The 13,778-nt window shown below is 35.5% G+C and carries 11 protein-coding genes; 2 read left to right on the plus strand and 9 right to left on the minus strand.

Annotation, left to right across the window (positions count from 1 at the left end; translation table 11 throughout):
• Positions 1–43 precede the first annotated feature (43 nt).
• From CDH49_RS12945 to CDH49_RS12960, 4 genes are all read right to left on the minus strand, one after another.
• The gene (locus CDH49_RS12945) at positions 44–1,927 is read right to left on the minus strand and encodes a DEAD/DEAH box helicase (RefSeq protein WP_100615962.1); all 1,884 of its coding nucleotides are present in this window, start codon (positions 1,925–1,927) and stop codon (positions 44–46) included.
• Between the two features lie 438 nt (positions 1,928–2,365).
• Positions 2,366–3,598 carry a M48 family metallopeptidase gene (locus tag CDH49_RS12950; RefSeq protein WP_100615963.1) on the minus strand — a complete coding sequence of 411 codons (1,233 nt, stop codon included), beginning with the start codon at positions 3,596–3,598 and terminating at the stop codon, positions 2,366–2,368.
• 74 nt (positions 3,599–3,672) lie between these two features.
• A complete protein-coding gene (locus tag CDH49_RS12955; RefSeq protein ID WP_100615964.1) occupies positions 3,673–4,494 on the minus strand; it encodes a TrmH family RNA methyltransferase in 822 nt (273 codons plus the stop codon).
• A complete protein-coding gene (locus CDH49_RS12960) occupies positions 4,487–5,569 on the minus strand; it encodes a DUF3810 domain-containing protein (protein ID WP_100615965.1) in 1,083 nt (360 codons plus the stop codon). Before CDH49_RS12960 ends, CDH49_RS12955 begins: the two co-directional genes overlap by 8 nt.
• 73 nt (positions 5,570–5,642) lie before the next feature.
• Between CDH49_RS12960 and CDH49_RS12965 the strand changes: the two genes are divergently transcribed.
• Entirely contained in the window at positions 5,643–7,106 is a 1,464-nt protein-coding gene (locus tag CDH49_RS12965) for an aminoacyl-histidine dipeptidase (RefSeq protein ID WP_100615966.1), read from the plus strand.
• A gap of 100 nt (positions 7,107–7,206) precedes the next feature.
• On the opposite strand, the gene CDH49_RS12970 is transcribed toward CDH49_RS12965, so the two are convergent.
• From CDH49_RS12970 to CDH49_RS12990, 5 genes are all read right to left on the minus strand, one after another.
• Positions 7,207–8,013, minus strand: a complete 807-nt coding sequence (locus CDH49_RS12970; protein ID WP_100615967.1) for a hypothetical protein — start codon at positions 8,011–8,013, stop codon at positions 7,207–7,209.
• Positions 8,014–8,302: 289 nt separating this feature from the next.
• Complete coding sequence (locus CDH49_RS12975) at positions 8,303–8,677, minus strand: DUF2200 domain-containing protein (protein ID WP_100615968.1); 375 nt, start codon at positions 8,675–8,677, stop codon at positions 8,303–8,305.
• A 447-nt stretch (positions 8,678–9,124) separates the two neighbouring features.
• A complete protein-coding gene (locus CDH49_RS12980; RefSeq protein WP_100615969.1) occupies positions 9,125–9,703 on the minus strand; it encodes a YciE/YciF ferroxidase family protein in 579 nt (192 codons plus the stop codon).
• 30 nt (positions 9,704–9,733) lie between these two features.
• Entirely contained in the window at positions 9,734–10,708 is a 975-nt protein-coding gene (locus tag CDH49_RS12985) for a manganese catalase family protein (protein WP_100615970.1), read from the minus strand.
• A 76-nt stretch (positions 10,709–10,784) separates the two neighbouring features.
• Positions 10,785–11,333 carry a hypothetical protein gene (locus tag CDH49_RS12990; RefSeq protein WP_204524829.1) on the minus strand — a complete coding sequence of 183 codons (549 nt, stop codon included), beginning with the start codon at positions 11,331–11,333 and terminating at the stop codon, positions 10,785–10,787.
• A 476-nt stretch (positions 11,334–11,809) separates the two neighbouring features.
• Here CDH49_RS12990 and CDH49_RS12995 point away from each other — a divergent pair, with 476 nt between their 5' ends.
• Positions 11,810–13,777: a hypothetical protein gene (locus tag CDH49_RS12995; protein WP_100615971.1), complete on the plus strand. Its 1,968-nt coding sequence runs from the start codon at positions 11,810–11,812 to the stop codon at positions 13,775–13,777.
• Position 13,778 lies beyond the last annotated feature (1 nt).

The following is a 13,778-nucleotide window of genomic DNA, read 5'->3' on the forward strand; positions in this document are numbered from 1 at the left end:
TTTAGAATTTTATTTTGACTTAAAATTAACAAATTAAGGTTGATTAACGTCTAGAACGTCTTGGTCTTGATGCGCCAGAATCACTTGGTCTGGCATCACCTTCAGAACGTCTAGGGCCTCCTTTTGGCTTAAAATCACCGCCGGTACGTCTTGGTCTGGAGGTATCATCACTTCTTCTATCGCTTCTGTTTCCAAAATCACTTCTAGGAGCAGAACGCCTTTCTCCGCCACGTTTTTCGTCACGTCTTCCGCCGCCTCTTCTATCGTCGCGTCTTCCGCCACCGCCACCGCCACGGTTTTCAGATACTTCAACATTCACATATCTATCATTATGCTTAAAGTCGGTGAAAAAAGCCAATACTTTTTCTTGTAATTCCTTTTCGGTATTAAAGAATGAAAAACTTTCTTTTACTTCCACTTTAAAAACATCATCCCTACCAAGTTCTAAAATATCTTTTAAAAAGTCTTTTAAACTCATCCAATCGTAACCATCCTTACTACCCACGTTAATAAAATAACGTGTAGAATCAGAATTGCTTCCAAAATCACGAGTCCGTTCCCTGCCACCTTCTCTACCATCTTCACGGTCGTCACTTCTGCCTTCGGATATATTAAGGTTTTTAGATTTTTTATAGTAATTATAGAAACGGGTAAACTCTACCGAGAAGAATTTTTTAATTAATTCGTCTTTTGAAGTATCGGCAAATAATTCGTTTATCTTAGACAGGTAGTCATCAATTTCATGATTGATTTCTGTGTTATGGATTTTATTGGCAAGCGACATTAATTGCACTTCACAAATTTCCATACCATCTGGAATATCTTTCTTGATAAAATCCCTTTTAATAATGCGTTCAATGGTTTTTATTTTACGCACTTCACTTTTAGAAACAATAACCATAGAAACCCCCGTTTTTCCGGCACGTCCTGTGCGTCCAGAACGGTGTGTGTAGGTTTCGATTTCATCTGGCAATTGGTAGTTAATAACGTGTGTAATATCATCTACATCAATCCCACGAGCAGCCACATCGGTTGCTACCAACATTTGAATTTGGTTTTTACGAAACGAATTCATAACCATATCCCTTTGGTTCTGACTTAAATCACCATGCAAAGCACCTGCGCTATAGCCATCTTCAATAAGTTGTTCCGCTACTTTTTGAGTGTCGCGTTTCGTTCTACAAAATACCACCGAAAAGATATCTGGATTCGCATCTGCCAAACGTTTTAAAGCATCATATCTGTCACGAGCATTTATTAAATAATATTCATGGGATACCTGACTTGTGCTTTCATTTTTATTTCCTACGGTGATTTCCACAGGATTTTCCATGAATTTTTTGGCAATAACAGACACCTCTCTAGGCATCGTAGCCGAAAACAACCAAGTACATTTTTCTTCGGGAGTATTCGATAGAATATCCGTGATATCCTCATAAAATCCCATGTTAAGCATTTCATCAGCTTCATCTAAAACAGCATATTCTATTTTAGAAATATCAACCAAACGTCTGCTTATCATATCCTTTATACGTCCAGGCGTCGCTACAATAATTTGAGCACCTTTTTTTATATCCCTCGCCTGATCTGTAATGCTTGACCCACCATAAACTGCTACTACGTTAAGTCCTTTGCAGTACTTGCCGTAAAGTTTCATTTCGTTGGTGATTTGCAAACAAAGTTCGCGTGTAGGGGATAAAATAAGACCTTGGGTAGTTCTACTTTCAATATCTATTTTTTGCAACATTGGGAAACCAAATGCTGCGGTTTTGCCAGTTCCTGTTTGTGCAAGAGCGACTAAATCGGTTTCTTTTTCTAATAAAATAGGGATGGCTTGGCTTTGTACATCACTTGGGGTTACAAACCCTAAATCGGTAACAGCGCGTAAAAGGTCCTCATTAAGACCTAAATCTTGGAATGTGTTCATTCTTGTATAAGTATTCGATTTTGTTATGTGGTGTTACATAAGAAGCGAATCGACATACTTAACTTAACCTTCTTGTAACACATCCTCTCTCTGAGGAATTTAACTCATTTTTGAGTTTGAAGCGGCAAAGATAATCTTTTATTTGGGATTGACGATTTTTGATTGACGATTTTTGATTTTTTAATTATTTAGGCGTTTTAACACGCTTTACTCAAGTAATTTTATTTCAATATGGTACTCGTGAATATAAATATTTCACTACTCGCTCCCTCCTGCGGTGGGGAGCTCAAACAGACCGTTCAATCGTTAACGGGGTTACTCACTTAACGTCATTGCGAGTAGGAACGACGAAGCAATCTGTTTAATTATAGTTCCAAATCATGAGATTGCTTCGTGCCTCGCAATGACGGCATGCTTGCTTCGTACTTCGCAATGACGTTATCTCCTCAAATTTACAATCCGTTGCAACAACGTAGGGTGTGAATAATGCATAAACACATACGCTGGATGTGGCGTTAAATTGCTCAAACTGTTTTTAGAAAGTTTTTTAAGTGAGGTTATAAGTGGTTCTGCTTCATAGGTGTTTTTAGCATAATCGTCCGCTTGGTATTCAAATTTTCTGGAAAACAGATTCATGATTAAGCTTGTGATTTCAGAAATAGGAGCATACAATAATCCGAAAGCAATCAAACCAATATGAAAACTGGGTATCTCAACACCCAACGCGTTTGATAACAACGGATTGGAGATAAAAAGCGATAAAATATAAAGCATCAATCCCGTCATTAATATGGAGGCAAATAGGTTAAATATGATGTGTTTCTTTTTATAATGTCCGACTTCATGCGCCAAAACAGCTACAATTTCTTCTTCATCCAAATCATTAATCAATGTGTCATAAAGTGTCACACGTTTTTCGCTACCAAAACCAGAAAAATAAGCATTGGCTTTGGTACTACGTTTAGAGCCGTCAATGACAAAAATTTTATCCAATTTAAAGCCAACGGTTTGGGCATATTCCGATATTTTGTCTCTTAAACTTCCTGCTTCCAATGGTTTTTGTTTGTTGAATATGGGCACAATAAGCTTGGAATAAAACATATTCATAAACAACACGAATACCGCTACTAAAGCCCAAGCATATAGCCAAAAATAAGTGCCTGTAGATTGATAAAACCAAATAATTAATGCTAAAATGCCACCGCCAACAACGGCCATCATAAGCCAACCTTTAAGTTTATCAAGGATGAAAGTTTTTTTGGTTGTTTTGTTAAACCCAAATTTTTCTTCAATTACAAATGTGCTATAATATGAAAAAGGCGTTGTGATAATATCGCTGCCAATCATAATGATTCCGAAGAATATTAAAGCGATCATGATTGGGTTATCACTAATGCTTCTGGCGATAGTATCAACAAATTCAAAACCATCAAAAAACAAAAAAGCGAGTGTTAACACCAAAGAAAATGTAGAAGTTATGAGTCCGAATCGGTAATTGGTGGCTTTGTAATTCTGAGATTTTTTGTATTCGGTTTCATCATAAACATCTTGTAAATCTTTTGGAAGTGCATCATTAAAATGTCTCGCATTTAAGGCATCTAAGATTTTATCAACTATAAAGCTGATGATTATTATGGTGATGATGATGTAGAATAATAGTGTTGAGGTCATGGATTTGGTTTTCAGTTCACAGTTTCAGTTTTCAGTAGCATCACTTTGCAGCTTTGTGTCTTGGCGAGCTAACCTTATTTAAATTTCCGTTGTCTTTTAGCTTCAAAAATAAGAATTCCTGCGGCAACAGAAACATTCATGGAATCGATATCTCCTTCCATGGGAATGATGATATTTTGTGTAGCGTTTTTTAACCACTCATCACTTAATCCTGTGGCTTCCGTGCCAACAACAATGGAGGTTGGTTTGGTGAAATCTTGGGTGTCATAATGAACTGATGCCTGCAAAGCAGCACAATAGATATCTATTTTTTTTGATTTTAGAAATGCAATAATTTCCGAAGTTGTACCAGTGCCTATTGGATTTGTAAACACACAACCCACACTTGAACGAATGATGTTTGGATTGTATAAATCGGTTTTCGGATTGGCTATAATAACAGCATCCACACGAGCAGCGTCTGCCGTTCTCAAAAGAGCACCAATATTGCCTGGTTTTTCGGGAGCTTCGGCCACTAAAATTAATGGATTCTTAGTTTTAAATATCAGTTCACTTAAGTTATGTTCTTTACTTTTTGCTACTGCTAAAACGCCTTCCGTAGTATCGCGGTAAGCTAGTTTTTGATATACCTCTGTGGTAATTTCGATGGTGGTTGGTTGTTGAATTGTTGAATTGTTGAATCGTTTAGTTGTTAAGTTGTCTAGTTGTTCTTGACTGATTATTTCTGGATTGAACAAAATAGTTTCCAACTCGTAACCACCTTTAAGCGCAAGCATGATTTCACGTTCACCTTCAATTAAAAATAAACCGCTTTTTTTGCGTTCGCGCGACTTGTCTTTTAGCTGTATTAACTGCTTGATGTATGGGTTTTGTATACTACTAATTTGTTTATTCATTATAAATTAAATCAGATTCTTTTTCAAAATAATTAACCAATAGAGCCACCACATAACTGTAACTTTCCATGCCTTTTGCTTGGTTGTTGGCTTTTAAGAAATTACTATAAAACACTTTAAAAAATGGTTCTAACGGATTATCGTAAGCATCCATAAAATTACGGACTTCTTCAAAGTTACTTAAAATGCCTTTGTTTACGGTTTCTACTAAAGTATTGAATAAGGCTTCATCCCGCCTGTATATTTCATTCAAACAAAACCGGAGCGCAAAGGTATATCCTGTATATTTAAAATAGATATCATCATGATTTATCGCGGCTAAACATCCAATAAAATTAGCTTCATTTTCTGCGGCATAGCCTAATTGATGAGCGATTTCGTGCGATGTAGTTGTTGGGAATAAATAAATGGGTATCAAGGCATCTACTTGCGCTTCGTTGGTAAACGGATTTAAATAACCCGTAAAACCCATATAGGTTAATGGATAACTAAACAACGACTTTTTAACACTTTTCGAGTGATATTCTAAATCTGGAAATACGCTTTTTAAATTTTTATAACCCAACGGAGCAAGTTCTAAAATATCCGATTTACTATAAGGCAAGTCGATTTTAGTTGTATCATTTTTTTTGATTTCCACATACAGGGCATTCGACTTTTCAATTAATTTTGTAGTAACTAGAATCAATTGTTCCGTGGTGTAATCGGCTTCCAGATTTAGGTTTTTATGCAGTGGTAATCGGTGGTAGTTCATGCCCCATAACAAATGAAACGTCAAGTAAAATAGGGCAACTGCCGAAAACACATCGATAAACCATTGCTTTGTGTCTTGTCTTAAACGTTTTCTGTTTATATAAAACCACCTTAGCATATAAATAATGGCACAGGCATATACCAAATCTCCAAAAGAAAACGGCATCCAACCAAGCGTATATCTAAATATTTTAGAAACAAATTGATAAAAACCATTGCTGTAATACTGTTCAATAAATTCAGGATAATGAGACAACCATTTTATAATGATATACTGCGGAATGATGGACAGCGCCAGTATGGTTTTTTTGTCTTTAAGCATGCTTCAAAAATAAGCAAATGTTTATTAATCCTATTCAGAATAACTACCTTTGTAGAACACCATTACAAATGTTATGAATTCAGAAATAAGAAACATTCAACCAAAATCCCTTTGGAATAAATTCGCCGATTTAAATGCCATTCCTAGAGCCTCAAAAAAAGAGGCACGTGTGATTGCGTTTATGAAAGATTTTGGGAAGTCGTTGGGATTGGAAACCATAGAAGATGCCGTTGGAAATGTCATTATTAAAAAGCCGGCTACTAAAGGTATGGAAAACAGAACTACCATTGTGATGCAATCGCATTTGGATATGGTGCACCAAAAAAATAATGATACTGTTTTCGACTTTGATACACAAGGCATTGATATGTATGTGGATGGTGATTGGGTAAGAGCGAAAGGCACGACTTTAGGAGCGGATAATGGTTTGGGCGTTGCCACGATTATGGCTATTTTGGAAAGTAAAGACATTCCGCATCCAGCTATTGAAGCTTTGTTTACCATTGACGAGGAAACAGGCATGACAGGTGCTATGGGATTGAAAGACGGATTATTGACTGGCGAAATTTTATTGAATTTAGATACGGAGGAAGATAACGAAATAGGAGTAGGGTGTGCTGGAGGAATTGATGTCACGGCGACACGCGAGTATCAAGAAGAAGAAACACCTGAATTTAAAATCGGGTTTAAAATCACCGTGAAAGGTTTGCAAGGTGGACACTCAGGGATGCAAATCCATGAAGGTTTGGGCAATGCCAATAAAATCATAAACCGTTTGTTATTTGATGGTTTTGAGCATTTTGGGTTACGGATTTCTGAAATGGAGGGTGGGAGTTTGCGAAATGCCATTCCTAGGGAAAGTCAAGCTATTGTCGCGATTGATGCCATACATGAAGCGAGTTTTTTATCTGAAATGGATGCTTTGGCAACCGTAATAAAAACAGAATTTAAGACGATGGAACCTTATTTAGAAATCAGTGTTTCTAAATGTGAAACTCCCAAAATGATTATGGATTTAGGAATTCAAGAAGGTTTTACAAGGGCTTTGTACGCAGCCCAAAACGGCGTTTACAGCATGAGTGCCGATATCCCTAATTTGGTGGAAACATCCAACAACATTGCCAAAGTGGTGATAAAAAACGGCACTATTAAAGTAGATTGCCTCACACGTTCATCGGTGGAAACGGCTAAAATGGATTTGGCAAATTCGTTGAGAGCTTGTTTTGAATTAACAGGTTGCGACGTGACGTTTTCGGGTGATTACCCAGGATGGACACCTAATATGGATTCTCCTATTTTAAAAGTCATGACCAAATTGTATGAAGATTTAAATGGCGAAAAACCGCATGTAGCGGCTTGCCATGCCGGATTGGAATGTGGTATTTTAGGAAAAAATTACCCGAACATGGACATGATTAGTTTTGGACCCAACATTAAAGGTGCACACTCACCAGATGAACGTGCGCAAATATCATCGGTACAAAAATATTGGAAGTTTGTATTGGAGATTTTGAAGGGGATTCCTGAGAAGAATTGATTTTTTTATTATGTTGACTAAAAGGCACGGCTCATGGTAGTACCTTTGATTAAAACACGTGTAATTTTTATTTCAGACTATACTAATGATTTTACAATAATCAAGTGTTTAAAGAGCCCAATATGTAGGGGTAGTAAATGGAAGGGGAAGCATACACCTCATTTTCATAATAACTGAAAATTTTCTGAAGAGCTTCTTTTTTATTTGAAATAATAGTATTGGAGTCAATTGTAGGTCCATTTACAAGATTGATTTGTTGCTTGTCAAATTTTGGAATCACTACTGTAATAGGAACACTTGCTAATGTTGCCAGTCTGACAGGGAGTAAAGAAGCATTGCATTTTTTACCAAAGTAAGTTACTTGACAGCAGCGAGATCTATTCTCGTTGTCTCCAATAACAACAACAAATTTTTTGGAATTCAAATGAGAGACTAACTTTCTAATTTGGGATAAACTAGCATTAGAAACATTTAAATGTCCAGTTCGCTTAATCCAAGGACCACCTGCAAAAACTAGTGCAAAATTGTTAGAGCGGCACCATTCGGCAAGTAATTTCGCCCATGGTGTATGAGGAATAGCTATAATGCACCCTAATTCGGGTAAAGTAAGTTTATTGTTAACAAGTTTGATGGCTTTAGAACGAAAAGGAGTCCTAAGTGTAACAGACAATAATCTTCTCATCATTCTTGTAAACCAAATTTTTTGAAGCATTTTTTCATATCCTTCAGGAGAATTAAAAATTATATCTGAAATTTTAGCCCACCTTCTTTTAATTAAAAATACGTGAAAAAAAGCAATCACTATGGAAAGTGTATTTAATAGTTGAATTGGTAAAAGTAAATATAGCGGTTTGGAATACTTTATAGACTCTGCTGATTTGTCGAGTAAATAAATTTCCTTTTTCATCTTGGTTAGGAATTTAATTATGAAGGGATTTTAGCTATTACAAATAAGCATTATCTGTTTTAATGTTTTTTATAAAGCATGTAATTAAAGATAATAAAATTTTGTTTACCAAAAGAATCACACAGATGATCGTGGTTTTTTTTACATGTATAAAGGTTGCTTGTTTAGGTTTGTCATCCTTTTTGATACTTTTGCTATCTATAGAGACAATTCTGATATAGTATAAGTAATATGTGATTTTTTAATATTACACAACTACAATGATATGAAATCGTTTTAATGATTTATATCAGACCTTAAACGAACCTCGCAATATCTTCTCCATCTTACGTCCTTTTGCCAATTCATCTACTAACTTATCTAAATACCTTACTTTTTGGGTTAAGGGATTTTGGATATCCTCTACGCAATAACCACAAATAACTCCGGTAATCAGTTGCGCGTTAGGGTTTATGTGAGCACCCTGAAAAAATTGATCAAAAGTCACTTTGTCTTCAATGAGTTCTTGCAGCTTTTTTTCATCATAACCTGTCAGCCAAGTAATTACTTGGTGTAACTCGTCTTTCGTTCTGCCTTTCTTCTCAACTTTTGTTACATAATGTGGATATACTGCGGCAAAGGTCATGTTTGCTATTCGCGCATCGTGATGGCTTGTATCATTCATAATATTAGCATTGTTGATAAACGAATATAATTGAAATTTTTTATTGAGTCAAGTAAACGTCATTGCGAGGAAGTATGACGAAGCAATCTGTTTAATTTTAGTTCTACATTATGAGATTGTTTCGTTCTTCGCAATGACGTTTAGATTTAGTTCTACATTATGAGATTGTTTCGTTCTTCGCAATGACGTTTAGATTTAGTTCTACATCATGAGATTGCTTCACTGCGTTCGCAATGACGTTTGATTTCAAAATTTTAAACATAAAAAGCCACCTCATTTAAATGAGATGGCTTCAAATATTCAATTCTTAAAATAGGATTAAAACATTCCTAATAACCACCAGATAATTACAAAAACGATGATGGTTCCTAAACAGCCTCCGCCTAATTTTTTAGCGCCATAGCCTGCTATTATTGCTTTGAAAAAATTGTTCATGCTTTATTGAATTTATGCTTTTAATTCAGCTGCTTCCACATTTATAGCAGATGTAGCTACTTTTGATAGTTTCTCATCAGCCGCTTTTTCTTCATTAAGGGTCGCTTCAAGTAATTTCACGGCTTTAGCTAAATTTAATGTTTTTGCAAACTGACGAAGTGTTCCGTAAGAAGCAATTTCGTAATGTTCTACTTTTTGACCAGCCGAAATAATGCCTGCATCGCACATGGCACCTTCTTCGCAGGATTCCATGATGTCTTCAGCCTCTTTAATGAGACCTTCCATAGCATCACATTTTTTGGCACTTGCTTTTTTATCTATCGATTCAAAAACCTCTTCCAATCTGGTCACTTGGTTTTTAGTTTCTTCAAGATGACTTGTTAGCGCATCAATCAATTCTGGGGATGTTGCGTTTTTAATCATCTTTGGAATTGCTTTTGTTAATGCTTTTTCAGCCCAGTAAATGTCTTTCAATTCATCTTCAAATAATTTCATAAGTTGAGATGATTGCATAGAACCATTAGATGATCTTTCTTTTGACTGGTTTCCGTTTTGGGACGTAGTCGTTGAATTTGATTTTTTATTTTCCATTTTTAGTGAATTTAATGATTAAAAAAATTATTATTTATTGTTTTTGTTTGAACTGGCTTCAACCGATTCTTCATAAACTGACCAACTCATGACGCCATTTTTAGGAAGCGTGGCTTTATCTACTTCTGCTTTACGCTTCGCAGATAACGATTTGTTGTCTTTTTGAACAGATTGTTCTGTTCGTTGTGTACCCTTAGCTTTTTCGTCTAGTAAGCCATTGGTTTCTTGAACATGTTCAAGAGGATGGTCAATAACTTCCCATTCTTCTTTCATTTCTGGACTTTTGCCTTCATTCCAAGGGCCTTTAAAATCTTTGCCATTAGACATGTTAAAGTATTTGTTGCTAAAGCGCGGGTCACTTTGTAAAATGCCAGGAGGAAAGTTTGGTTTAATATTATCCAAAGCCGCTTGAAACATTTGAAAGTGGGCAACCTCTCTAGTCATTAAAAAACGCAATGATTCTTTTACATACTCATCGTCTGTAAATTTCATCAAGTTTTCATATACCATTTTTGCACTGGTTTCTGCGCCAATGTTTAAACGAAGATCGGCTGTTAAATCGCCCATACCCATAATGTAAGATGCATTCCAAGGATTGCCAACACTATCGGTAAGTGTTGGTGTACCGCCACTAACAATGAAGAAGTGAGGATCTATCATGGCATCGTGTATGTAACTTTCTTTTGCCGTTTTGCCATCTAACATTTTGGTCAAGTCAGATTCATCCGCAGCATTTTTCAATTCACCGTTAACGCCTGTGAGTAACATTTGAATCGTGGCACCTACAATTTCTAGGTGACTAAATTCTTCTGTGGCAATATCCATGAGCATATCATATTCGGCAGGATATGCTTTTCGGCAACCAAATGCCTGTACAAAATATTGCATAGCGGCTTTTAGTTCGCCATTGGGTCCCCCGAACTGTTCAAGGAGGAGTCTTGCAAAACGCACATCAGGTTTTGAAACCCGGGCGTTGAATTGTAATTCTTTTACGTGATGGAACATAGTTTCTATATTTATCGCTTAGATTTTAAACGGAATGAACTGTATGGTCATTCCGTTTTTAGTTGCAATAGAAATTCTAATTGTAGATTTCTTCACCTTTATTAGTACGCCAGTTGTTTTCAAAATATCTGGCATCTTCATCATTACGAGGTTTAATCCCCATAACTATTTGTCCTTCTTTGATTCCGGATTCATATAACTTTGCACGTGCTTCAGGAATTCCTGAGCCTACGAGTGCACCGATTATTCCACCTGTAAGACCACCTGCACCGGCTCCTGCCAGACCCGCAGCAAGAGGGCCCGCTATAACAATTCCAAGTCCTGGAATAACTAAACTAGTTCCAATGGCTGCAATAACGCCTACAATGGCACCAACAGTACCTCCAATAGCAGAACCTTTTCCTGCACCTTCGGCAGCTTTGGTTCCTATTTCGGTGTTTTTGACATCACCCGAAAAATGTTTTTTCCGTGTCTCGTCAGACATCACTAAATTGATATCGTCTTTTGTATAACCTCTTTCTTGTAAAGTGTTATAAGCATTTTCTGTACTTTCACGGTCGCGAAACATACCTGTAAGCATGCCTCTGTATGTTGTGTTGTTTTCGCCCATTTGATTTTCTTCCATTTTGATATTTATTAAAACTGTGAATAATTAAACGGTTGATTGCTTTTTACAAAGTTGGTAAACATAAAAACGTATAGTGTTATACAATTTCGGAAAGAACTTGTATGATTTACTTATTCCCCCTTGGAAGAAAGGGAAAATAAATATGTTTAAAAAGTTATGGTGCTATGTGTTAAAGGGTTAAAATGAAATTTAAGCGATGGCCTTAGCCTAGCGCAAGGAATTTATTTGTTTTTGTTGACAAAAGAAACAGGGTAGATTGGTGCTAAAAATATTTTTAGAATGATTATTTTATGGGTAAAACCTTTTATGTGTATTCGGAATATTTGTTTAAAATCTAGTTTAGATTGCGTTGGCATCATGATGTTTTTAACAAAACTTTAGAAGTAAAGAGGCGTCCAATACTTAGTAGACGCCCGTAAATGTTAATAGAAACAACGTAAATAGTATAATTTGTAAACATTATTACTTAATAAATGAAATCTTTATCAGCCAACTGCAGTCAAGGGCTCTACTACTTTTTACTGCTTAAATTCTTTTTTTTATCTTTTCCAACCTTTGTGTTTTCACAAGAGATTAAACAGTACGATAGTTTATATAAACCACAGTCATCACATCTAGGACATGCTAAGTTTGATTATTATCTCAATAAAAAAGGCGAAGTTATTAAGCATGGTAAATTTATTTATAAAAGCGAACAGAAAGATAGTATCTCCCAAAGTACTGCCCTCGTTAATTCTTGGAATGGCCAATATAAAAATAACATTAAAGACGGTAAATGGATTTATGAAAGTCAATCCCATGCTGTAAAAATTGAAGGGGTTTCAGAAGCGTCTGTCCAATACACAACTTCAACCAATGAAACATATAAAAGCTTGGGATATAAAGATGGTTATCCAGACGGAGCGTTTAATTTTAAAGCTAATTTGTATGAAGATAAAAATCTTGTTAAAAATACTGAGACGCTCACGGCTAATTTAAAAGATAAAAAAATTAATGGTGATTTTGAGTTGTCTTTTTTGGATAAAGCCCATGAAAAAGTTACTGTAAAAGGAAATGCTACAAATGGTTTGATGCAAGGTTTTTGGGAGTTTTATTACCAGAAAGATAATATTAAAGAAAGAAGGGAATACAAAGAGGGCATTCTTTTAACACTAACTAAAATAAAGGGAAAAGACACTGTTCTAAATTTAATTTATCCACAAAGTAAAACCATAAATGAGGCTCTAACCGGTGGTGCCACCGACCCATTGATCAATAGTCCACTTAGTCTTATTTATAGTGATGGCTATCCCAGAAATTCACCATACATTACGGCTCAATTAGAAGGCGAAAAAATCTTAAATAATGCTTTGCAGACGATATTTAAATACGATACAGACGTGTTTAAGAGTAGCAGTTTGCCGTTAGGAACTAATAGGGCTTTTTACCCATTGAATTCTGATGAAAAAGATCTATTAAAAAAATGGGAAACCACAGAAGCCAACTTTCGGAATAAAATAAACACCATTAAAACATTAGAAATAGATAATCTCACATTTGTAAAGGACAGCACCATCCAAATAATTATCAATTGGGCAATAAAGCAAGATTCCCTTAAAAACTATATCAAGCCTTGGAATGACATTTTACTTAAAGAACAGATAGAGTATTATAATAGGCAAGGGCTGTTAATTGATTATGCAAGGGACATATTAGAAAATGATACAATCACCACAGAAAATGGTGCACACGTGTTTCACTATGAGCCTAAGGTTCAAGAAAAACCAAATTTTCTGTCTTATATAGTGCTTAATTTTGAAGACCGAACACATGTCGCAGACTCATTAATTACTGTTTTTAATAGGAAAGTTGAAGAATTGCATTTAGAAAATGAAGTGCTAAACGTTAACAAGAAAATTGTAAATAAATCTAAAGCTATAGATTCCATTTATAAACAATCATTAGGATATGATAAATTATATACACTCATCACCAAAACAAAAGAGTATTTTGTAAAGGAACAATTTGAAGATAATTTCAATCAATTTATTGCTGAAGTCGAAGTCCCTTCAAAAATCAAACAAGGAGAAGCTATATTATCAAGTTTTGAACTCTTAAATAAAACGTACCAAGTGTCTGCTGATATTGGTAAGAGAGCTAAAGAGTTGGATTCTCTATACACAGATTATGTTTTTGACCCATTTACTTATAGCGACCAGGTTCCAACACGTTTAAAAAAACGTCTATACAATATAATTACAGATGAAATGACTTCCCAGCTTATAGGGCAAGCGCATATTACCTACCAAGAACCAGCAGAAGTGCTAAAGAGAGTGAACAAAATTTATGCACTTCAAGATCGGCTATATTTTCTAGTTGATAAAAACACGATTAAACTCGAACGAAAACTTAGAAGGAATAAATCTTTGGATGAAAGATTAACGTTGCTAAATGCATTTTAAT

It is taken from the genome of Confluentibacter citreus, from assembly GCF_002807055.1.
GTDB lineage: Bacteria > Bacteroidota > Bacteroidia > Flavobacteriales > Flavobacteriaceae > Confluentibacter > Confluentibacter citreus.

What these genes read in the sequence shown, in the direction of transcription:
- CDH49_RS12945 (WP_100615962.1), bottom strand. Translation starts at nt 1,927, where the DNA reads ATGAACACATTCCAAGATTTAGGTCTTAATGAGGACCTTTTACGCGCT.
- CDH49_RS12950 (WP_100615963.1), bottom strand. Translation starts at nt 3,598, where the DNA reads ATGACCTCAACACTATTATTCTACATCATCATCACCATAATAATCATC.
- CDH49_RS12955 (WP_100615964.1), bottom strand. Translation starts at nt 4,494, where the DNA reads ATGAATAAACAAATTAGTAGTATACAAAACCCATACATCAAGCAGTTA.
- CDH49_RS12960 (WP_100615965.1), bottom strand. Translation starts at nt 5,569, where the DNA reads ATGCTTAAAGACAAAAAAACCATACTGGCGCTGTCCATCATTCCGCAG.
- CDH49_RS12965 (WP_100615966.1), top strand. Translation starts at nt 5,643, where the DNA reads ATGAATTCAGAAATAAGAAACATTCAACCAAAATCCCTTTGGAATAAA.
- CDH49_RS12970 (WP_100615967.1), bottom strand. Translation starts at nt 8,013, where the DNA reads ATGAAAAAGGAAATTTATTTACTCGACAAATCAGCAGAGTCTATAAAG.
- CDH49_RS12975 (WP_100615968.1), bottom strand. Translation starts at nt 8,677, where the DNA reads ATGAATGATACAAGCCATCACGATGCGCGAATAGCAAACATGACCTTT.
- CDH49_RS12980 (WP_100615969.1), bottom strand. Translation starts at nt 9,703, where the DNA reads ATGGAAAATAAAAAATCAAATTCAACGACTACGTCCCAAAACGGAAAC.
- CDH49_RS12985 (WP_100615970.1), bottom strand. Translation starts at nt 10,708, where the DNA reads ATGTTCCATCACGTAAAAGAATTACAATTCAACGCCCGGGTTTCAAAA.
- CDH49_RS12990 (WP_204524829.1), bottom strand. Translation starts at nt 11,333, where the DNA reads ATGGAAGAAAATCAAATGGGCGAAAACAACACAACATACAGAGGCATG.
- CDH49_RS12995 (WP_100615971.1), top strand. Translation starts at nt 11,810, where the DNA reads ATGAAATCTTTATCAGCCAACTGCAGTCAAGGGCTCTACTACTTTTTA.